This is a genomic window from Wolbachia endosymbiont of Howardula sp. (assembly GCF_025021925.1).
Lineage (GTDB): Bacteria > Pseudomonadota > Alphaproteobacteria > Rickettsiales > Anaplasmataceae > Wolbachia.
The window spans coordinates 374,916-398,494 of sequence record NZ_CP092368.1; the positions used below are offsets into that span (position 1 = coordinate 374,916).

At 29.0% G+C, this 23,579-nt stretch carries 20 protein-coding genes; 12 read left to right on the top strand and 8 right to left on the bottom strand.

Annotated elements, in window-relative coordinates; translation table 11 throughout:
- Positions 1-66: 66 nt before the first annotated feature.
- Positions 67-1,443, bottom strand: a complete 1,377-nt coding sequence (rho, locus tag MC061_RS01735) for a transcription termination factor Rho (RefSeq protein WP_410543428.1) — start codon at positions 1,441-1,443, stop codon at positions 67-69.
- A gap of 570 nt (positions 1,444-2,013) precedes the next feature.
- On the opposite strand from rho, the gene MC061_RS01740 reads away from it, so the two are divergent.
- Positions 2,014-3,534 carry a proton-conducting transporter transmembrane domain-containing protein gene (locus MC061_RS01740; RefSeq protein ID WP_259535522.1) on the top strand — a complete coding sequence of 507 codons (1,521 nt, stop codon included), beginning with the start codon at positions 2,014-2,016 and terminating at the stop codon, positions 3,532-3,534.
- 60 nt (positions 3,535-3,594) lie between these two features.
- On the opposite strand, the gene MC061_RS01745 is transcribed toward MC061_RS01740, so the two are convergent.
- A complete protein-coding gene (locus tag MC061_RS01745) occupies positions 3,595-4,533 on the bottom strand; it encodes a DNA polymerase III subunit delta' (RefSeq protein ID WP_410543441.1) in 939 nt (312 codons plus the stop codon).
- The gene (locus MC061_RS01750; RefSeq protein WP_259535527.1) at positions 4,526-5,131 is read right to left on the bottom strand and encodes an L-threonylcarbamoyladenylate synthase; all 606 of its coding nucleotides are present in this window, start codon (positions 5,129-5,131) and stop codon (positions 4,526-4,528) included. The genes MC061_RS01745 and MC061_RS01750 overlap by 8 nt, the downstream gene beginning before the upstream one ends.
- 130 nt (positions 5,132-5,261) lie before the next feature.
- On the opposite strand from MC061_RS01750, the gene miaA reads away from it, so the two are divergent.
- From miaA to lepA, 3 genes are all read left to right on the top strand, one after another.
- Positions 5,262-6,176: a tRNA (adenosine(37)-N6)-dimethylallyltransferase MiaA gene (gene miaA / locus MC061_RS01755; protein WP_259535530.1), complete on the top strand. Its 915-nt coding sequence runs from the start codon at positions 5,262-5,264 to the stop codon at positions 6,174-6,176.
- 920 nt (positions 6,177-7,096) lie between these two features.
- On the top strand, positions 7,097-7,219 hold the full coding sequence (locus tag MC061_RS02655; RefSeq protein WP_410543429.1) for a hypothetical protein: 123 nt from the start codon (positions 7,097-7,099) through the stop codon (positions 7,217-7,219).
- Positions 7,220-7,637: 418 nt separating this feature from the next.
- Positions 7,638-9,434 carry a translation elongation factor 4 gene (gene lepA / locus MC061_RS01760; protein ID WP_410543430.1) on the top strand — a complete coding sequence of 599 codons (1,797 nt, stop codon included), beginning with the start codon at positions 7,638-7,640 and terminating at the stop codon, positions 9,432-9,434.
- Between the two features lie 201 nt (positions 9,435-9,635).
- Here lepA and MC061_RS01765 read toward each other — a convergent pair whose 3' ends face one another.
- From MC061_RS01765 to MC061_RS01775, 3 genes are all read right to left on the bottom strand, one after another.
- Entirely contained in the window at positions 9,636-10,703 is a 1,068-nt protein-coding gene (locus MC061_RS01765) for a phosphohexomutase domain-containing protein (RefSeq protein ID WP_259535534.1), read from the bottom strand.
- 181 nt (positions 10,704-10,884) lie between these two features.
- Positions 10,885-11,658 (bottom strand): cytochrome c1, encoded by a 774-nt coding sequence (locus MC061_RS01770; RefSeq protein WP_259535536.1) that lies wholly within the window; start codon positions 11,656-11,658, stop codon positions 10,885-10,887.
- Positions 11,659-11,667: 9 nt separating this feature from the next.
- A complete protein-coding gene (locus MC061_RS01775) occupies positions 11,668-12,900 on the bottom strand; it encodes a cytochrome b (RefSeq protein ID WP_259535538.1) in 1,233 nt (410 codons plus the stop codon).
- A gap of 362 nt (positions 12,901-13,262) precedes the next feature.
- Between MC061_RS01775 and MC061_RS01780 the strand changes: the two genes are divergently transcribed.
- Positions 13,263-13,835 (top strand): NifU family protein, encoded by a 573-nt coding sequence (locus MC061_RS01780; RefSeq protein ID WP_259535540.1) that lies wholly within the window; start codon positions 13,263-13,265, stop codon positions 13,833-13,835.
- The gene (hisS, locus tag MC061_RS01785) at positions 13,832-15,097 is read left to right on the top strand and encodes a histidine--tRNA ligase (RefSeq protein WP_259535542.1); all 1,266 of its coding nucleotides are present in this window, start codon (positions 13,832-13,834) and stop codon (positions 15,095-15,097) included. Before MC061_RS01780 ends, hisS begins: the two co-directional genes overlap by 4 nt.
- On the opposite strand, the gene MC061_RS01790 is transcribed toward hisS, so the two are convergent.
- The gene (locus MC061_RS01790) at positions 15,054-15,962 is read right to left on the bottom strand and encodes a metal ABC transporter solute-binding protein, Zn/Mn family (RefSeq protein ID WP_259535544.1); all 909 of its coding nucleotides are present in this window, start codon (positions 15,960-15,962) and stop codon (positions 15,054-15,056) included. The genes hisS and MC061_RS01790 overlap by 44 nt on opposite strands.
- On the opposite strand from MC061_RS01790, the gene MC061_RS01795 reads away from it, so the two are divergent.
- Together MC061_RS01795 and ubiB are read left to right on the top strand one after the other, a co-directional pair.
- A complete protein-coding gene (locus MC061_RS01795; RefSeq protein WP_259535546.1) occupies positions 15,954-16,697 on the top strand; it encodes a metal ABC transporter ATP-binding protein in 744 nt (247 codons plus the stop codon). The genes MC061_RS01790 and MC061_RS01795 overlap by 9 nt on opposite strands.
- On the top strand, positions 16,694-18,130 hold the full coding sequence (ubiB, locus tag MC061_RS01800; protein WP_259535548.1) for a 2-polyprenylphenol 6-hydroxylase: 1,437 nt from the start codon (positions 16,694-16,696) through the stop codon (positions 18,128-18,130). The genes MC061_RS01795 and ubiB overlap by 4 nt, the downstream gene beginning before the upstream one ends.
- A 9-nt stretch (positions 18,131-18,139) precedes the next feature.
- Here ubiB and MC061_RS01805 read toward each other — a convergent pair whose 3' ends face one another.
- Entirely contained in the window at positions 18,140-19,417 is a 1,278-nt protein-coding gene (locus MC061_RS01805; RefSeq protein WP_259535550.1) for an adenylosuccinate synthase, read from the bottom strand.
- Positions 19,418-19,613: 196 nt separating this feature from the next.
- Between MC061_RS01805 and atpG the strand changes: the two genes are divergently transcribed.
- The 4 genes from atpG (at position 19,614) to MC061_RS01825 (ending at position 23,541) form a co-directional block, all read left to right on the top strand.
- Positions 19,614-20,489 carry an ATP synthase F1 subunit gamma gene (atpG, locus tag MC061_RS01810; protein ID WP_259535552.1) on the top strand — a complete coding sequence of 292 codons (876 nt, stop codon included), beginning with the start codon at positions 19,614-19,616 and terminating at the stop codon, positions 20,487-20,489.
- A 35-nt stretch (positions 20,490-20,524) separates the two neighbouring features.
- Positions 20,525-21,859, top strand: coding sequence for a TldD/PmbA family protein (locus tag MC061_RS01815; RefSeq protein ID WP_259535554.1), 1,335 nt, complete (start codon positions 20,525-20,527; stop codon positions 21,857-21,859).
- 167 nt (positions 21,860-22,026) lie between these two features.
- A complete protein-coding gene (locus MC061_RS01820; RefSeq protein ID WP_259535556.1) occupies positions 22,027-22,278 on the top strand; it encodes a cold-shock protein in 252 nt (83 codons plus the stop codon).
- A gap of 39 nt (positions 22,279-22,317) precedes the next feature.
- Positions 22,318-23,541, top strand: coding sequence for a DEAD/DEAH box helicase (locus MC061_RS01825; protein ID WP_259535559.1), 1,224 nt, complete (start codon positions 22,318-22,320; stop codon positions 23,539-23,541).
- Positions 23,542-23,579 lie beyond the last annotated feature (38 nt).

The window sequence follows — 23,579 nt, forward strand, 5'->3', positions numbered from 1 at the left end:
AAATCATTTATTACATATGATATAATCATCATGATAAATATATTTCAATTGTATCTTTGTATTTGTTTAATTATTCATAGAATGAAAGAAATCAGCATTATTCTTTGTTAAAAGTAACTTATCCCGTAAGAACTCCATAGCATCAATAGACCCCATGGGGTGTAATATCCTACGCAATACCCATATTTTATTTAGGATAGCCTTATCAATGAGTAGCTCTTCTTTTCTAGTACCAGATTTTGTAATATCAATAGCTGGGAATATTCTTTTATCTGATAACTTTCTATCAAGAATAATCTCAGAATTACCAGTCCCTTTAAATTCTTCAAAAATCACTTCATCCATTTTTGAACCAGTATCTACAAGAGCAGTAGCAATGATAGTCAAAGAGCCTCCATTTTCTATATTACGAGCAGCTCCAAAAAAACGTTTTGGTCTTTGTAATGCATTTGAATCTACTCCACCAGTCAGCACTTTACCAGATGAAGGAATCACTGTATTATATGCTCTAGCAAGACGCGTAATAGAATCAAGTAAAATGACCACATCTTTTTTGTGTTCAACCATTCTCTTAGCTTTTTCTATTACAATTTCTGCGAGTTGTATATGGCGATATGCAGGTTCATCAAACGTAGAACTAACAACCTCTCCTCTGACAGAACGCATCATATCTGTCATTTCCTCAGGTCTTTCATCTATTAATAATACTATCAGTATTATTTCAGGATGATTGACAGCTATAGAATGCGCCATCTGCTGTAACAATATTGTTTTACCTGTACGTGGTGGCGCTACTATTAATGCTCTTTGTCCTTTTCCAAGTGGTGCTACTATATCAATAGCACGCATATTTATATCTTTTTTACTGTCTAATGTGCTATTATTTTCAAGCGTCAAGCTCCCTTCTGGGTATAAAGGAAGTAAATTATCAAAATGAATATACTTTCTTAAATCATGTACTTCGGTAGCATTTATATTCTGTACTTTAATCAAAGTAAAATATCTTTCTTTATCTCCAGGTGGTCTTATTTCTCCACATACTATATCTCCTGTACGTAAATTAAACTTTTTGATTTGTCCATTGGATACATATACATCATCGGTACTGGGAGCATAATTTGCATTTGATGAACGTAAAAAGCCAAATCCATCAGGTAATATTTCTAATACTCCACTACCTGTAGTGAGACCTCCCTCTTCGCTGATTTTTTTCATTAAGTGAAATATCATATCTTGCTTCAGCATTCTAATATTATGTTTACCATGAGTAGAGATCTGTTTTTCTTCAGCAAGTATTAGCAATTCTTCTGCTGTTTTGCCCTTTAAATAACTTAGATCTAATGTTCTTATATTTTCTACAGGGTCTTCATTCGAAATATGTTGTTGATTATGTTCAGACATTCTTCCTTTTTCTAAAATATCATCATGATGTATTATTGTCATAGTGCTCCGAAAATTTTAATTGAAGTATACCATTAAGTATCTTTAGAGAAGAGTTTAAGATGTTACTATCATAAGCTTCCCTACTATTCCATGTTATGCAATAATACAGACTAGTAAGTCAAGTGATTTAATTATTACAAAAACATAAAAAGTCATTATTCTTATTAAGAATGATAGCTATAGAGATTCATAAGATTTATATTGATATGATTAAGATATAAATATTATGAATATAAATGCATGGTATTTTGATAACTTGTATTGACTATATTTTATTAAGTGAGTAATAATATTTTAGATATACAATCTTCATGAAATGAAATATTAGTATTATCACTGATCTCTATAATGATAGTACATACTACCCCTATATTTTTATGACCATTTTAGTAATTTATTAATATAGTGATAACATTCAATACAAAGTAATATAATTAATTTTTAGATCTAAAAATTTAATAGCAATATTAATTATACATATATGTTATGATAGTAAGATAAATTTATACAAAATATGGCAGTTTTATATGATATAAATATAATTGAGAATATATTGATATAGAAAGATAGATGACATCATGGCATTCTTTTGTAGTCTTAACTCTCTCATCTCTTTTTTCTGTTGGAGATTACTTACTGATTACCCCTATTATTCCTATTGTAAGTGCATTACTTATCTTAGGAACTAGTAAATGCTCTTCTATGGGCAATAGAATCACTATATTATCATCTATACTAATGTTTATATATATATGTATTACTACGCTATTCTGGTTGAATAGTAATCATTCTCAATTTATATTGATGGATTTTGGTAGCAATCTGCATATAAGCTTTAAGTTAGAATTCATAGGAATCACATTTAGTTTATTAGTATCATTCTTATGGATATTAACCAGTATATATACTGTATCTTACATGCAATATAATTATCAGTATAATGCGAATTTTCTATGTCTTTTTTTAATAGCAATCAGCTGTACAATATTAATTGCCTTTTCAGGTGATTTACTTACTACATTTATTTTTTATGAAATACTGACTATTAGTACATATCCTTTAGTGACATATCACTTAACAAATGAATCAATTATTGCAGGGCGTTATTACTTAAGAATACTGTTTTTTGGATCTCTAGTATTCTTTTTACCTGCAATAGGATTAATTTATAATAAATATCATACCTTAGATTTTACAAGCAATAGCATTATAACATATGATCCTACAATCATAACTTTTGTATCAGTATTATTTTTAATGTTAATATATGGAATAGGTAAAACTACAATAATGCCTATGCATCTTTGGTTATTAAAAGCAATGGTCGCTCCTATGCCTGTAAGTGCATTATTACATGCTGTGGCTGTTGTTAAATCTGGAATTATTATCATCATCAAGATTATTGTTTATATATTTGGTGTATATAATATGAAATGCTTTATGCAGCACAATTGGTTTATTGGAGGATGGCTTTCATATTTTTCAGGTATTACTGTTATTATTGCCTCATTGATTGCACTCAAGCAAAGAGAACTAAAAAAAATGCTCGCTTACTCTACTATCTCTCAATTATCATATATAATATTATTTGCATCAATTTTTGATGACAAGAATATAAAAATAGCAGTTTTTCAGTTAGTATCTCACGCTTTTGCAAAGATAACTTTGTTTTTTGTAACAGGAAATATTTTTATCAATACGGGAGAAAAATATATAGATAAGATGCATGGGATAGGGCGCGCTATGCCAGTCAATATGATAGCATTTACTATAGGTGCATTATCTATGATAGGCATTCCTCCTGCACCAACTTTTTGGAGTAAATTTTTCATGCTACAATCTGTTTTTGACTCCAATAATATTATTCTATGTATATTTTTTGCTCTAGTAATGATCATAAGCACTATACTGAATAGTATGTATTTTTTGCCAATAATTTATAATATGTTTTTCTGTAGTATATCTACACCATATGTACAACATAACAAGTTATCTATTTTTCTTGTAATACCTCCAGTTATTACTGCAATATGCACTTTAGTAATTTTTGTTAATTATCAATTAGTGTTTAATTCTATGTACATTATGTAATATACATAGATACTAAGTATACAATCTATTTGTAGAGAATATTTATTAAGTAAAGAATTATTATGATGTCATAATATTTACTACATTTGCTAATACATGTTTTTTATCTAGATGATATCTTTGTGCTATGGTAAAGAGTCTCTCTATTTTCTTCCAGTGATGTAATAGTAGAACAGAATTTTGTGTACTGCTTTTAATATTGGATAAAATGTGTCGCTGTATTATATATGATGCTAATTCTAACTCAATATCACTATTGATGATTTGTGTCATAATATCTGCATTATTAATATTGTGTAATAAGTGATAAAAATCTTTATATATTTCATAAGTATTATTATTAAGAATTTTTATGATAACACCTGGCATACCAGGAAAAATTGTGATCATTTGATTAAATATTTTATCATCAAAATTACAGTAAGATGATACAATGATTCTCGTTTCATTATCAGTTAATGGCAATAAATTTAAATGAAAACATCTACAATGTATCGCAGTATATATATCACATATTTTATGACTAATAATAAAGATTTTAGAATATTGTGGAGGTTCTTCTAGTATTTTTAATATTGCATTTTTGGCATTCTCAGTCATTGCCTCTAGGCTATCTATAATTGCTATTTTATATTCTGATTGTATTGATCGAAAATATAAAAATTTTCTCATATTTCTGATTTTATCTACACCTATCGTAGTACCTTGAATGACGTGTAAATCTATTGCTATTTCAGCAGATATATGATTTAATAAACTTTCTTCTTTTTTATTATATTTTTGCATTATATTAATATCTGTGACTTCTTGATGCATAAAAAGTGCATTTTCAGATAATTGTGAAATAAATCTAGAATGTTTGATAAGAAACCAAGTAGAAAAAGCTTCCACAAGAGTTGCCTTTCCTATCCCTTTTTTACCACGTATTAACCACGACTGTAAAGATAGATGATTAATTAATTTTTTTTTTGCGTGATGATGGCCTACAATTTTATGCATCTTTATACCTTGAGTATAAGTGCGCATCTCTTATATCTTGTAAGGAAATAGCACCTTGCCTGACAATCTTAATTTCTGATCCTGTTAAATCAATAATAGTAGAATCTATACCAGAGACTAATCTATCATCTTCAATCACTATAGAAAGATATTGTTTAATACATTTGGGAATAGTATTGGCTGTATATACACTTGCTGTGCCTGACATATTGATACTAGTTGCTACTATTGGAGAGTTAATATGTTGCAATATGAGACGTGCCACAGGATGATTAGGAATTCTGATGCCTATATTGTCTTGAAAAAACTCTTTTGAGAATAATTGATTGTTTTTTAGAGGTACGATATAAGTGACTGGACCTGGAGAAAAATAATTTATATAATGCATATATTCTTCTTTTATATTTGCTATTTTTTGTAAATGATGAATGTCGTGCACAAATATGGATAATTTTTTGTCGCGAACCCGATTTTTAATTTGATATATTTTTGCTATAGCTGTGTTGCTATATGCATGACATGAGAGTGCATATACTGTCTCTGTTGGGAAACAGACTAATAAATCATTATGTAATGACTGTACTATTTGAGATATCATATATTGAAATATTCCATATCATACTAAATAATAATTGACGTTATATTATAAAAATTTTGAAATTTCTATATAAATTAAGATTATTTAATTTTATTTTTATGCAATTGATCACTGTTCATGTCCTGAATATATGCAAGATAATATAATAGTGATTACAGGTATCACAGCCTCCGGTAAATCAGAATTATGTAATCAATTAATACATAGATACAATAATCTTATGATAATAAATTGTGATTCAAAACAGATATATAAAGATATTCCTATAATTACTGATCAACCCCATGTCCAAGAAAAATCCTATAAACTATATGGATATGTTAACTCACAAGAACAATATTCTGTAGGATTATGGCTAGAAGATGCAAAAAAAGAAATTCTAAATGCATTACATCAATCTTATATTCCTATCATCACTGGAGGAAGTGGATTATATGTTAAAAGTTTAATTCAAGGAATTTCATTAATACCTCAAATCAATTTGAGTACGAGACAAGAGGTTCAGAAATTACTCAAAGATTTAAGTGCTGAATCATTTTATCAGTTAGTACTAAATCAGGATCCTAGGATTCAAGATAAAATATTCATGAATGATGTTGTGCGTCTTGCAAGAGCACTTGAAGTGATGCTTGATACTGGAAAATCCATTTTTGAATGGCACAATCATATCTTTCCTCCCTTATCTTATAATTTTAAAGTATATACTATACTCCCTAAACGCAAATATATATATGAAAAAATCAATATGCGTGTTCTGACTATGATTGAGAATGGTGCAATTGATGAAGTAAAAAATCTTCTTGATATGAATTTAGATCCATATATGCCAGTGATGAGAGCGCATGGAGTTCCGGAAATTATACAATTCTTAAATAAGAATATGTCTTTAGAACAAGCAATAGAAGTGATGCAACGGAATATCAGACAGTATGCAAAGAGACAATATACATGGTGTATTAATCAGTTTCCAAATGCTCAAATAATTGAATGTGTAGATCATCTAATAGAGAAAATATTTTCTCACACTATTAAATTCTTCAAGTAAGAGTACCAAGTAATGATAACAGCATGAGCTTAAATTGAATGTGACTATTTGTCTTATTGATTTTCTAATATTTCCTCCATTACTATTACTCTACTGCTACTTCTAGTCAGAATAATAATGTTATTATCCACATTAATAATATGCATCATATATATATGATAAATAAAAATGATATAGTGATAACGCAACTTAAGGAGTGGTGAAGTTTTTTGTAAAATGATGGATGATATAGCGAATAATATTAGATTATGGATTGAGAATATCATTCTATACTTAAGTAATAGTCGAGATATTGAAACTGTAATTATAAAAATGCATGAATGTATCAATTTCAATGAAGTATAAATTACTACAATATTGTTTCTTATAGTAATTTATACTTAAATATATCAGAATGAGGAAAAAGAACAAGACCTGTATATCTTATAGAACAATTTAATATCGATCAACAACAAAGACATAAAAAAATACAAGAATGTTAAGATGAATAAAAATTCCTATCTTCATTTTCCATTTACATAAATTTAGTAAAAGTACTTGAAGCAACTCGTACTAAAATATTTAAATAATGTATATCTTACCATAATGACTAAAATGCATGATTAATATGCGTTATGGTATATATTCAGGATAAAAACATATTGTATTTGTTAAGTCTTGCTGGAAAGTGCATTGAATAATATATCATGAGCTAGATTTAGATTTACTGATCTACATGAGATTACTTGGAGTTCATCTTCGTTATTATTAGAAAAACTGATAAAAATATGAAGTAATACATCAAATGACTGCGTGTAGTGATTTAAAACAATAGATCAGATTCTGATCGAATATATTGCACATTTTTTTCATTATCAAACAAATAATGAGATTCTTATCTCTTTGTAGAGATTGCACTAGTAGATAAAATTGCAGATAGGATGCAGACTTTTTTAAATGAATCATTATTATCAAATTATCCTAGCAGTGTAAATACTGCCATATTGGCTTCAATATCAAATATGCAAATAGATTATCTGGAGAGAGTCTTGGAAATTTTTTAATTCATCAAGTTGTTGAAAAATTCTCATAAGAATAGAAATGTATTACATCTGATGCAACCTTCTCTAGAGTACCTGGATTTGTAAATATGTTATAATATATTGTATCATTACAAATTATTGATATCAAACAATCTCATAAAGAAATTTTAGAGAGCATAGATTACATGAAACTAATTTCATGTAATCAAATATAATACAAGATACTTGATTTCAGTAATATACATACTCTTTCTTGATAAAAATATAGTAATGGTCATGCAAATGATTTGATAGATAAAATCCTTTATTATTCTATAGAAGTAACTTCTACATTAACATAATCATAACAATTATCTTTTTTATAGGTAATATAATTACTCTATCAATACTACAATGTATACAATATATTAAATAGAGCAATGAAAATCAGTAATTGATAATGAATAACATAAGAAATTTTGCAATAATAGCCCATATAGATCATGGTAAATCAACTCTTGCAGATCGTTTAATTCAGGAATGTAATGACCTAAGAGAAGAAGAAATGATCAATCAAATGCTTGATACTATGGACATAGAACGTGAAAGAGGTATCACAATTAAAGCACAAACAGTGAAGTTAAATTACACGTGTGATAGTGGTAAACAATATTGCTTAAATCTGATAGATACTCCAGGTCATGCTGACTTTTCATATGAAGTAAGTCGTAGCTTAGCAGCATGTGAAGGGTCTCTTTTAGTAATAGATAGTAGTCAAGGTATAGAAGCGCAAACTCTTGCAAATGTATATAAAGCACTTGATCATAATCATGAAATAATAATCATTCTTAATAAAATAGATTTACCTTCTGCAGAGCCCAATAAAGTAAAACAACAGATTAAGGAACTCATTGGACTTGATACTAGTGCAGCACTTTTAATATCAGCTAAAACTGGATTAGGAATCAAAAATGTACTTGAAGCAATCATAAGAAGAGTACATCCACCACAAGGTGATGCTCATGCTCCATTACAAGCACTTGTCATTGATAGTTGGTACGACTCTTATATAGGAGTAGTAATTTTGGTGAGGATTAAGAATGGAATACTCAAAAAAGGTATGACAATTGTTATGATGTCTAATCATGCTACATATCAAGTAGATAATATAGGCATCTTCACACCTAAAAAAGTAATACAAAATTCACTGACAGTAGGTGAAGTAGGATTTATTATTGCTGCAATTAAGGAAGTAAAAGACTGTAGAATAGGAGAAACTATTACTGAAGCACAAAGACCTTGTAGTAATAGATTACCAGGATTTCAAGAAATACGACCTGTAGTATTTTGTAGTATTTTTTCTAATACACATGATAAAATTAAATATCTAAGAGAGGCACTAGAAAAATTACATTTAAATGATGCAAGTTTTACTTTTGACTCTGAAACTTCAAATGCATTGGGTTATGGATTTCGTTGTGGTTTTTGTGGTATGCTACATCTAGAGGTAATTCAAGAAAGATTAGAACGAGAATTTGATTTAGATATTATAGCAACAGCACCTAGTGTAATATACAAAATCATATTACAAGATGATACAGTATTAAATATTCATAATCCACATGATATGCCAGATGTAGCAAAGATTAAAATAGTAGAAGAACCATGGATTCTTGCTACTATCATAGTACCTGAACAATATTTAGGAGCAATTTTATCTTTATGTGAAGAAAGAAGAGGTAGGCAACAGGACTTATCTTATGAATCTCATACAACAGTGATATTATGTAAATATCATTTACCATTGTCTGAAGTTATTTTTGATTTCTATGATCGATTAAAATCACTTTCTCAGGGATATGCAAGCTTTGATTGGGAAATATTAGGTTATCAAGCAAGTGAAATAGTCAAATTAAGCTTTTTAATTAATGGTCAATCTTTAGATCCACTAGTCTGTCTTATACACAAAAGTAGAGCCTATAAAAGAGCACGTGAAATCTGTATACGTTTAACAGTCTTAATACCTCGTCAACAATATAAAATTGCAATTCAAGCATCATTAGGTAGTAAAGTGATTGCACGAGAAACGATTAATCCATATAGAAAAGATGTGACATCTAAACTATATGGTGGAGATGTAACACGAAGAATGAAACTACTGGACAAGCAAAAAAAAGGTAAAAAAAAGTTACATTCTATAGGAAATATTAAGATACCAAAACAAGCTTTTATTTCCTCTTTAAAAATAAATGATTAATGTAATATATAGCAAAATCTATTCAGTCTTATATATATACAGAATCATATAAGGAATGAATTTTAATAGTGCCTAGAATTATCTAGTATTAGATATCACATGACGCATAATTGTATTATTAATTATAGATTTTCAAGATTAAGATTACTAAAGACATTTTTTAATAAGATTATTTTTCCGACTATCAAGAACATTAGTATATCATTTTTGCAACAATGCAATTAAGTGAGAAAGACTCATTTGCTTTTTTATAAGAATATTAATAACTTTTATAGCAGCATATAATCCATCATCATAATTTAGTTCAGAAAAAAAAAAGTGTCCTTTTAATGTACCTGCAAACTTAGCTTCTTTATTAATCATTTTTTGACGTATTATTGTATGATTATTAGTACATGTAATCACTTTTCCTTGTAATGAGGAGATAAAATCGTGTATCTTCATACTCATTTTTGTATTTGCTATTACTGTACTGCCTGGATGTAATTCAAGTATTTCACATGCGAATAATAGAAATAAATGATTGTTAGAAACGATATTAGCCTTATTATCAATAATACATAGTCGATCACTATCACCATCTAATGCTATTCCTAAATCGCATTTATGTGTCTTGACTATCTTAAGTAATTGAGAAAGATTGTTTTTTATTGGATTTGGTGCATGTAATGGAAATGTACCATCAATATCATTGTTAGTGATAATATTAGTATTATCAGGTAAGATATAGTGTAGATTACTTATTATAGCACTGATTGGACTATTTCCACAATCCCATGCTATTTTAAGCTTTTGTGTCGTATTATGTGTTAATGCACGATTTAATATACGAATATACTCACTATATATATTCATATTAATTATACTACCTAGTGTGATGCATTTTTTTATTGGTCTGTTTAGAATCTTATATATCTCTTGCATTGAGAATGCATGGTTATTACTAAAGAATTTAAATCCATTATATCCTCTTGTATTATGTGATCCAGTAATCATAATGCCTATACATGCCTTTGTAATATAAGTTGCAGAATATAACATAGGTGAAGAACACAAACCAATTCTGATAATATTGGCGCCTGAAAAGGAAAGACCTCTAATTAATTCCTTTTCCATAGCTGGAGATTCTATTCTGCTATCATATCCAACACAAACAGTAGATATATTTTGACCAAACTTATTGCCTAATTTATATGCATCAGCAATATGTAAATCTATACCTAATATACCTCTAATATTGGATTTTTTTATAAAAAAATTATCCATCATCTAGAAGAAAATATAGATACTATAATTTGAAATAAAATTGCTTGTATATATTCGTTACTGATTAACATCAAGATACCTACTACTTCAATCATTGAACTTTTTATTTTATGTTATACTCTCATATGCATAATAATGTATATTGATCAGTAATAAGAGTATTTTTGTAATTTATTGCTTTTCTTTATTTTTGATATAATTTATTCCATATCTTATAATTTGTGATAAAAAACAATAGGGTTAAAATGATACAATAACTTAATACTTTAAACCCAAGTTTATGTCTAAGCTCCAATTCTGGTTCTGCTGCCCATTGTAAAAAATTTACTACATCATATGCCATATTTTCTACTGTAGGCTTTTTTTTACCAGGATGATATTCTATTATTCCATCATATAATGGAGGAGCCATAGCCAATCTAGCTGTTGGAAAATAAGCATTGAAATATAAGCCATTTTCATCTTGTTCATCATTGATATATCCAGTAAGCAATGAAAATATATAATTTGCACCATCATGTCTGGCCTTAATAATTAATGAAAGATCAGGTGGAATCACACCATTATTATTGAATGCTGCAGATTCTTGTGATTCAAAAGGTGGCAGAAAATAATCCGTAGGCATTCCAGGTCTTTCAAACATCTCTCCAATATCATTTGGTCCATCTTTGACTTGATAGGTGTATGCAAGCTTTTTGATCTCTTCTGCAGAAAATCCAATGTCTTCTAAATTGCGAAATGCAATCTTATTCATTGAATGACATGTAGCACATACTTCCTGATATACCTGAAATCCACGACGAATCGATTTTCTATTAAAAAACCCAGTCATACCATTAAATGACCAATCTATTTGTTTATTATGTAACAGTTGATATTCTTCTGAATGAACATCAGAGCTGATATAGCATAACGAAATACTTAAGCATAAAATAATCAAGAAGTTTTTCATAGGCATATTTTTTTCTTAATTTTCTTCACCTATGACTATATTACTAATAGTCCCTGAGAGTTTTTGCGGATGTTCATATTTGCCTAGAAGAGGTAATATTACTATAAAATATATAAAGTAATAAAATGTAGAGAACCTACTCATAGAGATATAAGGTTCTGTTACTTCCTGACCTCCTAGCCACATGAGAAATAAAAAATTGGTTATAAACAGCCAAAAAAAAATTTTAAATATCTTACGGTAAGTACCACTTTTTACTTGTGACGTATCAAGCCAAGGCAAGAAAAACCAGATAAAAATCGATGCAAACATAGCAATTACACCAAAAAGTTTATATGGAATGGATCGTAAAATAGCATAAAAAGGTAAAAAATACCATTCTGGAACTATATGTATAGGTGTAATCATTGAATCAGCTGCTATATAATTATCTGGATGACCAAGATAATTAGGAGCATAGAAAACAAATGTAAATAATACTATCAAAAATAATCCAAAGGTCACACAATCTTTTGTTAGATAGTAAGGATAGAATGGCACAGTATCGCGTTCTGATTGTACTTCAATACCAGTAGGATTACTAGAACCAAATCTATGAAGAGCAATCATGTGTAATATTGCTAAGAATATCATCAAGAAAGGTAAAAGATAATGAAGGGCAAAAAAACGATTTAATGTTGCATTACCAACAGAAAAACCGCCTAATAACCATATGACAATTTTATCTCCAATGAAAGGTATTGCTGAAAATAGATTTGTGATCACTGTTGCCCCCCAAAAACTCATTTGTCCCCAAGGTAGAACATAACCCATAAATGCAGTTGCCATCATTGCAAAAAATATCATGATACCAATAAACCATACTAGTTCTCGAGGTTTTTTATAGGAACCGTAATACAGACCTCTCATAATATGAAAATATACTACCATAAAAAAAAGTGATGCTCCAACAGAGTGTAAATAGCGTATTAACCATCCATAATAAACATCACGCATTATATGTTCTACACTATTGAACGCATGATCAATATGAGGAGTATAATGCATAGCAAGAAAGATACCTGTTGTGAGTTGTAAAATTAGAGAAATTCCTGCTAAGGAACCAAAGTTCCACGCATAGTTTAAGTTCTTTGGTACTTGATATTGAGCAATATGTTGACAAAAAGATATAATAGGTAATCGATAGTCTATCCATCCTAATATACCCTGTGATCCTTTTGTAGTATTTTTACTGTGATCTGTATTCATAAGTATGTACTCTATATCAAGATGTATACAATTATCATCAATCCTACTGCAATTATAGTGTAACAATGATTTCTTAAGAATTCAAATGAAAAAAACACCTTAATTATGACAACAGGTATTTTATTAAAAAATAATAAGTCTTGATATCTTGTAACTGCTAATAATTTATTAGACTGTATTGATATCCCTAATTTGAATATCTTAATCTTCGTTTTCATGAGATAGAGATAATTTATATGGATATTTTTAATTCTTTTACTATTAAAAGTGTTACTTAATAACATTGAAAAGACATGCAAAAAGATTCATGATATGTATATTATATTATTTTATAATGAATAATAATTATTTATGGTAACGATATGTTTATCCGCATTGAAGACACTCCAAATCCAAATACACTAAAATTTCTCCCTGGTTTTAACATTCTTGATGAAGGCATCACTGTATATTTTCTCAATATAGAACAAGTACAACACTCTAAGTTAGCTTATAAGCTTTTTAAAATAAAATATGTGGCACGAGTGCTTTTTAATCATGATTTTATTGCAATAACAAAAGAAGACAACAATGATTGGGATATAATAAAAGTAGATATTTTAACTACAATTGTAGATCATTTTACTGCTGGTGGTACAGTATTAGATAGTAAAACGATAAATGTTTATCAAGAATTAGATGAAAAATTTTTTGATAAACAAGATATAGAAATAGTCAATAAAATACAAGACTTAATGGATAATTATATTAAACCATCAGTTACCCAAGATGGAGGTGATATTAAATTCAGAGGATATAAAAGTGGAATAGTATATGTTGAATTACAAGGTGCTTGTTCTGGATGTCCTCAGTCTTCTATTACTCTTAAACAAGGAATACAGAATATGTTACAATATCATATACCAGAAATTGTAGGTATCGAATCTATAGCATGAGTGATTACAGAAAAGTCAGAGGTACAAAAGACATATTATTTGATCAGTACTATCAGTTTAAATACATTGAAAAAATAGCAAGTCAACTATCTCAATTATATGGCTTTTTACCTGTACAAACTCCAGTATTTGAGTATACAGAAATCTTTACAAAAACTCTTGGTAAAACTTCTGATATTATATCTAAGGAAATGTATATCTTATATGATAAAAAAGGTAAGAGTTTGACCTTACGTCCTGAGTTCACTGCAGCAGTGGTCAGGTTATTAATTGAAAATAATCTCAAAAAACCTATTAAATTATTTTCTACAGGACCAATCTTTCGATATGAAAGGCCACAATACGGAAGACAAAGGCAATTTCATCAAATAAATTTTGAAGTATTTGGTATAGCAGAGCCACAAGCTGATGTTGAATTGATTTCATGTGCTCATCATTTATTAACGCAATATGGTATTAGTTCTCATGTACAACTAGAGATTAATTCTCTAGGTGATATTACAACAATGATTAATTATAGACAGGCATTAATATTATATCTTACAAAATATCAACATGATTTCTCAGAAGAGAGTTATAAAAGATTCAGAGTAAATCCTTTGAGAATATTAGATTCTAAACATGAAAAAGATCAATTGATTGTCTCAGAAGCACCTAAGATTAGTGAGTACTACACAACACAATCCTCTTATTTTTTTGAGCAAGTATTAGATGGATTACACAAGCTTAATATACCTTATATTATAAATAACAAGCTAGTACGCGGTCTGGATTATTATTGTCACACAGTATTCGAATTTGTAACTCAATCTCTAGGCGCACAAGGCACTGTACTTGCAGGTGGAAGATATGATGATTTAGTTACTACTATGGGAGGTAAATATACTCCTGCACTTGGATATGCAGGAGGAATAGAGAGGATTATGGAATTAGTAAAAAACGAACATCTCAATACAGAACAAATACAATCTATAATTTATTTAGTACCAATTGGTCTAGAAGCTGAGAAATATGCTATGATCCTTGCGGATATTCTACGTAGACATGGTCTATATATCATATATGAATATAGATTATCTCTGAAAAGGAGAATGCAAAATGCACATCAAAGACATGCGAATATTGCATTAATTTTTGGAGATGAAGAACTTAAGAATAAAACTATAAAGATCAAATATATGAATATAGGAATAGAAAAAACAATTCTGCAAGATAATATTATTCACGACATTGAGTTAGAGAATCAACAAAACAAGATCTAAACTCTCGTGCTATTCCATTCATGATTGCAAGATATGCATCTTTTCCAGGAGCTACATTGAATCCCATAGAGTCAAGAATGACTATTTTGGCATCTTGAGATAAAATTTTAGGTTTAATATTATTGCTCATATCCCATGAATTAGAAAAAATACATTTTATATTTTCTTGTGTCATTAACCTTTTGATTTTGATAATGCTCTTGACACCTAAATAAGCATCTTCATCTATATCAAGGATAGCACTTGGGCTATTTAATCTAAAATACTGTTCAAAATACTGATAAGTATCATTAGTCACTATATATTTTTGATGCATCACACTCTCTAGTTCAGACATAATCTTTTGTGCTTCTTGATCTATTTTTTTGATCATCTTTAATGCATTAGCATGATATTTATAGGCATTCTCACTATCTAACTCAGATAGTGTTGCACTGATACAGTATATCATGTTTTTTGCATTTTCTGGATTCAACCAAAAATTTAAATCTTTTTCTGAATCCATAGTAGAGATTAATTGAGATAAAAAATATTTACGATTAGGTAGAAGATTTACAGTATGTGATAATTCTACTATTTTTTTATTTGTCTTAGCAAAAGTACTAACAAATGTTTCTAAGTGATCATCAATATAAAATATTACATCGCTTGCTGCTAAATACCTTGCATCAGATGGTTTTAATATATAGTTCTGTAGAGAAGAATGATAAAAAAGTAAGTCTGGTGTTAAAATACCATCTGTTACAGATGATACAAGAGAATGAATTGGTTTAATTGTAGTGACAACTTTTAAAGTTGATCCAAAAAGAATATTGCAGTATAGTATTGGTAAAATAAATAGAACAGTAGATAGTATATGTCTCATGACAACAATACTGAAGAAAAATTAAATTATGTTCAAAACTCTTCTTTTGTCAATCAATGTATTCTAAAAGTAGAACATCTAAGTCTTACATATAATAATATAGCAGTTCTCAGTGATATTAATATCTCTTTATATAAGGGTAATATAGTTACAATTCTCGGGCCAAATGGAGGAGGAAAAACCTCTTTAGTAAAAGCAGTGGCAGGCCTTAATACAAGTTATACTGGTAAAGTGTTCTTTGCTAAGAATATCAAATTTGGTTATATGCCTCAAAATTTTAAGATTAATAATCTCATGCCAATTACAGTTGAATATTTCCTTTTAAACAGTTTTTCTAAAAAGTTAAAACAACATGAATATGTGATTTCAGATATCATATCATTAGTTGGTTTGAATCATATTTTACATCACCAAGTTTCAGAAATTTCTGCTGGACAGACACAGTTAATGATGCTGGCACGATGTTTAATTGCAGAGCCTGATTTAATTATTCTAGATGAACCTGTCAGTGCAATGGATATTAACGCACGCGCTAAATTTTATGACATTATTAGTAAAATCACAAAAAAGAAATTTGTATCAATTCTAATGACTTCTCATGATTTAAATGCAGTTCTTCCATATACTAATTATCTTCTATGTATCAATAAAACAATCTACTATGAAGGTAAACCTGATGTATTGATGCATAAGAATACTCTCAATGAGATCTTTAGCAGTTATATCACAGCATGATTCGTAATATTCTACGCATTCTACATATTATTGTAGTACTGATTCGATATAATGTCTTTTTTTATCTGTTATTCTATTCTACACAAGTATCATTTAGTATACTGAAAGGTGATCAATTAAAGTGTGCTCTTGAAAAATTAGGTCCAGTATTTATTAAATTTGGACAAGCGTTATCATCTCGTACTGATATTCTAAGTGAGGATGTTACGAATCATTTACTTCTGATATGCGATAGATTACCATCATTTTCAAGTAAGATAGCAATTAATACTATAGAAAGTGAATTTCGCTGCAAATTAAATAATATATTTATCAGTTTTTCAGAACATCCAATTGCAGCAGCATCAATCTCTCAAGTACATAGAGCAATTACTCTAGAAGGTAAAGATGTTGCTGTAAAAATTTTAAGACCAAATATTGAAAAAGTATTTTTAAGAGATATAAAAATGCTTTTTTGGATTGCATCATTTATAGAAAAATTTATCAATCATTCTAATAGATTCAAACCAGTAGAATTAGTAAAAATGTTTGCTAATATTTGTCATCTAGAGTTAGATCTCCGTTTTGAAGCAGCGCATTCTTCTGAACTAAAGGAAAATACAAAAAATGACAGAGCATTTTATTTACCTGCAGTAGATTGGACTAGAACGTCCAAAAAAGTCCTAACCTCAGAATGGATAGATGCAATACCAATATATGAAGTAAAAAAGCTAAATAATCATAAACGTATAGCTATTAATTTGATTGAAGCATTTTGTAATCAAGTGTATAGAGATTGTTTTTTTCATGCTGATCTGCATCCAGGAAATTTAATGATTGATAATCAGAATAATATTATTGCATTAGATTGTGGCATTATGGGAAGAATAGATCGTGCAACATGTTACTATGTGATAGAAATCCTAAAAGGATTTTTGAATCGAGATTATAATTATATTGCAAAAGTACACTTTAAAGCTGGTTATGTATCATCACAATACAAACATTTTGTCACAGCTTGTAGAGCAATAGGTGAACCAATTGTAGGACAACCAATAAAAAATATTTCTTTTGCTACATTATTAACTCAATTGCTACAAATCACTGAGCACTTTGATATGCAAGTACAAATTCAATTATTATTACTACAAAAAACTATGATTCTATTAGAAGGGACATGTAGAAAAATATATCCAGAAATCAATATGTGGCAAGTATTTGAATCATGGATTAAACGTCAAAAGAAAAATAAAATAGAATATAAGGACAAAATTCAAAACTTTTATCCTATTAAAACAATACACTCATTTTTTCAATTGATAGAAAAATTAAATTTAATAGCTAATAACACACTTAATATGCCTAAAAAGAATAATCAACCTATAGTGAGTATATATGATACTGTCCTTTGGACAATACTCATCATCTTATCTATTAAATTGTTTTCTTCCTAAGTAATAATACTAAAAATTTTTAAGAATAATAATATCTTCTCTCTTTGGACTCGTTGACAGTAAATTTACTGGTACATTTATTAATTCTTCTATTCTGCTTATATATTTAATCAAATTAATAGGTAAGCGATCTATTGATCTAGTACCTCGAGTATTTTCTTGCCAACCAGGTACTTCTTCATATATTGGTTCTAATGAGTTTTGTACTACACTTGAAATTGGTAAATAATCATATGTATGATCTCTATATCTATAACTGGTACATATTTTAATGTTCTCAAAAGAATCTAGAATATCTAATTTAGTGAGCGCGACACTTGATACACCAGATAGTTGTACCGCTTGACGTACTAAGACGGCATCATACCATCCACATCTTCTCCTTCTATTACTTATAGTGCCAAATTCCTTACCTACAGTGAATAAACTATCTCCTACTTCATTCGTTTGTTCAGTAGGAAATGGTCCATTTCCTACTCTTGTTGTATATCCTTTTGCTACTCCAATAATATGAGCATTATCAGATAATCCAGAACCTATTATTGCTTGCGCTGCAACCGTATTACTTGAAGTCACAAATGGATATGTGCCATGATCAATATCTAAAAATGTTCCTTGCGCACCCTCAAATATGATTTTTTTATCTTGTTTAGCAAGTTCATGTAATACTCTCCAAATAGGTTTTTTAAATGGTAGTATTTGTTTTGCACTATCTTGAATTTCTCTTAATATTGTGTCTTTTGTGATTATCTTAGCATTTAAACCTATTCTAATAGCATTATGGTAATTTAATAGATTATCAATTTTTGCATTTAATTCACTGATATTCTCTAAATCACACAAACGAATAGCGCGTCTTCCAATTTTATCTTCATAACATGGTCCTATGCCTTTATTTGTTGTACCAATTGTGCCACTTTCATTTAAATATTCGAATAATTGTTCTTTATCTCTATGTATACTTAAAATTAATGGACAATTTTCTGATATCATTAAATTATTAGGATTAATATCTATGCCTCTCATCTTTAAAGCATTTATTTCTAATATTAAAGCAGATACATCAAGTACAATGCCATTACCTATTATAGATAATTTATTAGCTCTTAAAATAGCAGATGGTAATAAATTGAGTTTATAAACTTGATTATCTTTTACGATAGTATGTCCTGCATTATTACCTCCTTGAAATCTGACAACTACATCTGCATTTTCAGCAAGATAATCTACTATTTTTCCCTTTCCTTCATCACCCCATTGCAAACCAATTACAACAATACTATTCATTATCTCACTTCTCTATGAATTAATACACAAATATTAATTCAGTAGTATATATATGACAAGAAATATTAGTTTTTATATGTATCACTATACAGTATTTAATCACTTGCGTGTCTAGATATTATGCTAGAAAAACAACTTGCGTTTATAAATTAAAGTTGCTATAACATTTTGCAATGTATGAAGTGCATATATTTAAATGAAGAGCTTAAAAGAGCTATCCTTAAGAATTAAAAACATCAAATCTGTACAAAAAAGTACAAAAATGATGCATATGGTTTCTGCATCAAAATTACTGCAAAGTCAAAAGCAACTCATAACATCAAGATTATTTCTCTCACATTTACATCTTACAATTACTTTATTAATGTCACGTATTAAGGAAACATCCTTAGAAGGATTGATGATACAAGAGACAAAAAGTGATTGTAATTTAATATTTATTATTGCATCTGATCGTGGATTATGTGGTAATTTTAACTCATCTATTATCAAATATAGTATAGACGCAATGAATTTTTCAAGTGAGCATGATATCAAAACAGAGATTGTATTTATTGGTAAAAAAGCTTTTGATATTGGCAAGAATCTATTTTACAATAATAGCATATTGCAAGTTGAAAATTCTCAGGGAATAACTCTCAAGAGAATATATGCTATAGTTAACTCTCTCACTATCAGTAGATATAATGAAATCAAAATTTACTATAATAAGTATTATAATATTTTTAAACATCATGCAAATACTGAGATAATCAAGCCATGGAGTACATCTTCTTCATTAACGCATGATGTTCTACTAGATACATTATCAGATGCGAGATATATATATGAACCAAATAATATAGAATATATACTACAATCTATTATGCAAGAATATATTCCTTTAGCTTTATATTCTGCTATACTTGAAAGTATTACTAGTGAGCACAGTGCTAGAATGATTGCAATGGAATCTGCAAATAAAAATACTAAAGATATGCTCAATAGGCTTGCACTACTTTATAATCGTTCTCGTCAAGCAAAAATTACAAATGATTTAATTGAAGTATTAGGTGGTACCACTACTTTATGATATATGACAATAGTAATAAGTAATAGGAAAGGCAAGTGGATATACTGAATATTGCGTCAGATATTGTAAAATTAATAAAAAGTCAAAATCAAGATGCAGAAGTAATAATATATGATTCTCATACAACTGTAGTATCTCAACGTCTCTTAAAAAGGGAGAGGATATCACAATCTAAAAACTGTACTATAGGTATAAGAGCTATAGCAGAAAAAAATAAGGCAGCGTACATTTGTACTAATAACTTAGACAGTATGAAGGATACTGTGCATCAAGTGATTACAATGGCAAAACATGCATCAGTGAATTCACATATTAGTATTGCATCATTTTATGATCAGCATTATCTCTCTTCTAAAGACTTAGATATTATAGATGACACTCTCATTACTATTGAGCATCTTACACAAAGCGCTTCCTCTGCTGAGGATGCGGCACTTTCAGAGCATAGCATTACTAATTCTGAAGGAGCATCTGCATCATATTCTCAAGTAAACACTGTACTAGCTACTTCTGCTGGTTTTATTGGATCATTTTGTAAGTCAACTTTTACGAATCATGTCTCTGTGATCGCGAGCACAGAACATGATATGAGAATTGGATATGATTATGACATATCATGTCATTTTAAAAATTTAAAGTTACCATCACTGATAGGCAAACAAGCTGCACATAGGGCAATCTCTCAATTGAATGCGCGTACAGTAAAAACTGGTAAGTTTCCAGTTGTATTTGATAAAAGAATTACAGGAGAATTAGTAAGAAATTTTGCTGATGCTATAAATGGTAATAGTATCATAGGTGGAAGCTCTTGTTTACAAGATAGTCTATATACTCAAATTTTTAATCATGATATCAATATTATTGATAATCCGTTATTAAAATCTGGTATAGCATCAAGACCATTTGATGGAGAAGGAATAATCAGTCAGAAAAATATATTTGTAAAAAAAGGAATATTAAAAAATTGGATTTTAGATCTGTATACAGCTAAAAAACTAAAATTAGATACTACAGGAAATGCTAAACGTGCAAGTAATAGTATCATTACTCCAGCAGCAAGTAATTTTTATATTGAAAATGGCACTATATCCTTCGAAGAATTATTATATGATATAAAGCAAGGAATATACATTACTGATCTATTTGGATTTGGTGTCAATTTAGTAAATGGTGACTATAGCCAAGGTGCATCTGGATTCTTTATAGAACATGGACATATCACATATCCAATACACGAAATTGTAATTGCTAGCAATTTAAAAACCATGTTTCATCAGTTATTAATCGCAAATGATCTTACTTTTTGCGGACAATTTAATGCTCCAACAATAAAAGTATCAGAGATGACAGTCGCAGGATCATCTAAGTAAAATTTTAGTTGCATATAATATAATTATTCCTTACTATCTTCAAAACGACGTGATATTAAATATACAAATGTGAGGTTAGATCATAAGGTTTAGTGGCCTTATATAAGTTAAAATTTTAATTTTCGTTGGATAAGTTATATTAATTAATAGTTTTAGGAGTTACATAAATGGAATTTGGTCATGTAAAATGGTTTAATGCTGAAAAAGGTTACGGTTTCATTAAACCAGAAGGTAAGGGTCCTGATGTTTTTGTACATATTAGTACATTAGAGCGATCAGGAATTAGCCCTGAATCTCTTAAAGGAGAAAATAAAGAGAAAGGCATTAAAGGAGAAAGAGTCAGTTATCAACTTAAAGAAGAACGTGGTAGAAATGGAGAAGATAAGAAATCTGCAATCAACTTAAGATTAGAAGATTAATTTTCAAATGAATATTGATAGTCATTCTACTCATGAAATATGAATAGTTTTCTTGACATGAATTTACATGTGAGCCTTATGCAAGCTCTAGATAGGAATAAACTCTCTATTCCTACTCCAATTCAAGCAAGGGTAATTCCATTAGCAATACAAGGAAGAGATATTCTAGGATCTGCACAGACTGGTACAGGCAAAACTTTGGCTTTTGCTCTTCCTATTATTACTAAATTGTTAGAACAGCCCAATGCTTTTACAGCAATGATAATTGTACCTACTAGAGAGCTTGCTCATCAAGTTACCAATGAGATTCAGAAACTATTATCTCAAGATTCTATCTTAAAGATCGCTTTGCTTATTGGAGGTGATCCTATTTTTAAACAATTAAATCAGCTAAGAAAAAAACCACAAATTATAATAGGAACACCAGGTCGCATCATAGATCATCTATATCGTAATACTTTAAGTACTAGGAATATAGGCATTTTAGTACTAGATGAAACAGATCGAATGTTTGATATGGGTTTTGGAGTGCAAATTGAAAAAATAGTACAATATGTTCCCAAGCTCAGGCAAACTCTTATGTTTTCTGCTACACTACCTACTAATATAGTACAACTTGCTGAAAAATTTCTTAATCAACCAGAACGTATTTCCATAGATTCTCAATCACAAGTATCTACAAGAATTAAAGAAGAAGTGATCTATGCATTAGAATCTGAAAAATATAAAAAACTGATTATTGAATTATTACATAGAGAAGGTTCAATAATTATTTTTGTAAGAACAAAGCAAGGCGCTCACGATTTAGCATATAAATTGAATAAAGATTCATATAGGGTATCAGAATTACATGGAGATTTAAGGCAGCACAAGAGAGAATCAGCCATTAATGCATTTCGTCGTGGAAGTATTCAAATTATGGTTGCAACAGATATTGCTGCTCGTGGATTAGATATTCCACATATTCAGCATGTTATGAATTATGATATCCCTCAATCACAAATTGATTATATTCATCGTATAGGTAGAACTGCACGAGCAGGTTCTGAAGGTCATGCTGTATCTTTTGTCACACCTCAAGATAAGATTAGATGTCCTGAATTTTTAGATAAAACAACAGGGAAGCTAAATTTTCAATGTCATTTACGTGGTAATAAGAAGTTTAATTACAATAAAAAAGTCTTTCGAGACAAAAAACAATATATTACAAAAAATAAGTTTCATGCTAAAAAATTAAACCTCAAAAAAACACATCTATTGTAATATTCTTTGCATTTAAATTTTTTATTCTTTTTTTTGTC

What these genes read in the sequence shown, in the direction of transcription:
- rho (WP_410543428.1), bottom strand. Translation starts at nt 1,443, where the DNA reads ATGACAATAATACATCATGATGATATTTTAGAAAAAGGAAGAATGTCT.
- MC061_RS01740 (WP_259535522.1), top strand. Translation starts at nt 2,014, where the DNA reads ATGACATCATGGCATTCTTTTGTAGTCTTAACTCTCTCATCTCTTTTT.
- MC061_RS01745 (WP_410543441.1), bottom strand. Translation starts at nt 4,533, where the DNA reads ATGCATAAAATTGTAGGCCATCATCACGCAAAAAAAAAATTAATTAAT.
- MC061_RS01750 (WP_259535527.1), bottom strand. Translation starts at nt 5,131, where the DNA reads ATGATATCTCAAATAGTACAGTCATTACATAATGATTTATTAGTCTGT.
- miaA (WP_259535530.1), top strand. Translation starts at nt 5,262, where the DNA reads ATGCAAGATAATATAATAGTGATTACAGGTATCACAGCCTCCGGTAAA.
- MC061_RS02655 (WP_410543429.1), top strand. Translation starts at nt 7,097, where the DNA reads ATGCAGACTTTTTTAAATGAATCATTATTATCAAATTATCCTAGCAGT.
- lepA (WP_410543430.1), top strand. Translation starts at nt 7,638, where the DNA reads ATGAATAACATAAGAAATTTTGCAATAATAGCCCATATAGATCATGGT.
- MC061_RS01765 (WP_259535534.1), bottom strand. Translation starts at nt 10,703, where the DNA reads ATGATGGATAATTTTTTTATAAAAAAATCCAATATTAGAGGTATATTA.
- MC061_RS01770 (WP_259535536.1), bottom strand. Translation starts at nt 11,658, where the DNA reads ATGCCTATGAAAAACTTCTTGATTATTTTATGCTTAAGTATTTCGTTA.
- MC061_RS01775 (WP_259535538.1), bottom strand. Translation starts at nt 12,900, where the DNA reads ATGAATACAGATCACAGTAAAAATACTACAAAAGGATCACAGGGTATA.
- MC061_RS01780 (WP_259535540.1), top strand. Translation starts at nt 13,263, where the DNA reads ATGTTTATCCGCATTGAAGACACTCCAAATCCAAATACACTAAAATTT.
- hisS (WP_259535542.1), top strand. Translation starts at nt 13,832, where the DNA reads ATGAGTGATTACAGAAAAGTCAGAGGTACAAAAGACATATTATTTGAT.
- MC061_RS01795 (WP_259535546.1), top strand. Translation starts at nt 15,954, where the DNA reads ATGTCTCATGACAACAATACTGAAGAAAAATTAAATTATGTTCAAAAC.
- MC061_RS01790 (WP_259535544.1), bottom strand. Translation starts at nt 15,962, where the DNA reads ATGAGACATATACTATCTACTGTTCTATTTATTTTACCAATACTATAC.
- ubiB (WP_259535548.1), top strand. Translation starts at nt 16,694, where the DNA reads ATGATTCGTAATATTCTACGCATTCTACATATTATTGTAGTACTGATT.
- MC061_RS01805 (WP_259535550.1), bottom strand. Translation starts at nt 19,417, where the DNA reads ATGAATAGTATTGTTGTAATTGGTTTGCAATGGGGTGATGAAGGAAAG.
- atpG (WP_259535552.1), top strand. Translation starts at nt 19,614, where the DNA reads ATGAAGAGCTTAAAAGAGCTATCCTTAAGAATTAAAAACATCAAATCT.
- MC061_RS01820 (WP_259535556.1), top strand. Translation starts at nt 22,027, where the DNA reads ATGGAATTTGGTCATGTAAAATGGTTTAATGCTGAAAAAGGTTACGGT.
- MC061_RS01825 (WP_259535559.1), top strand. Translation starts at nt 22,318, where the DNA reads ATGAATAGTTTTCTTGACATGAATTTACATGTGAGCCTTATGCAAGCT.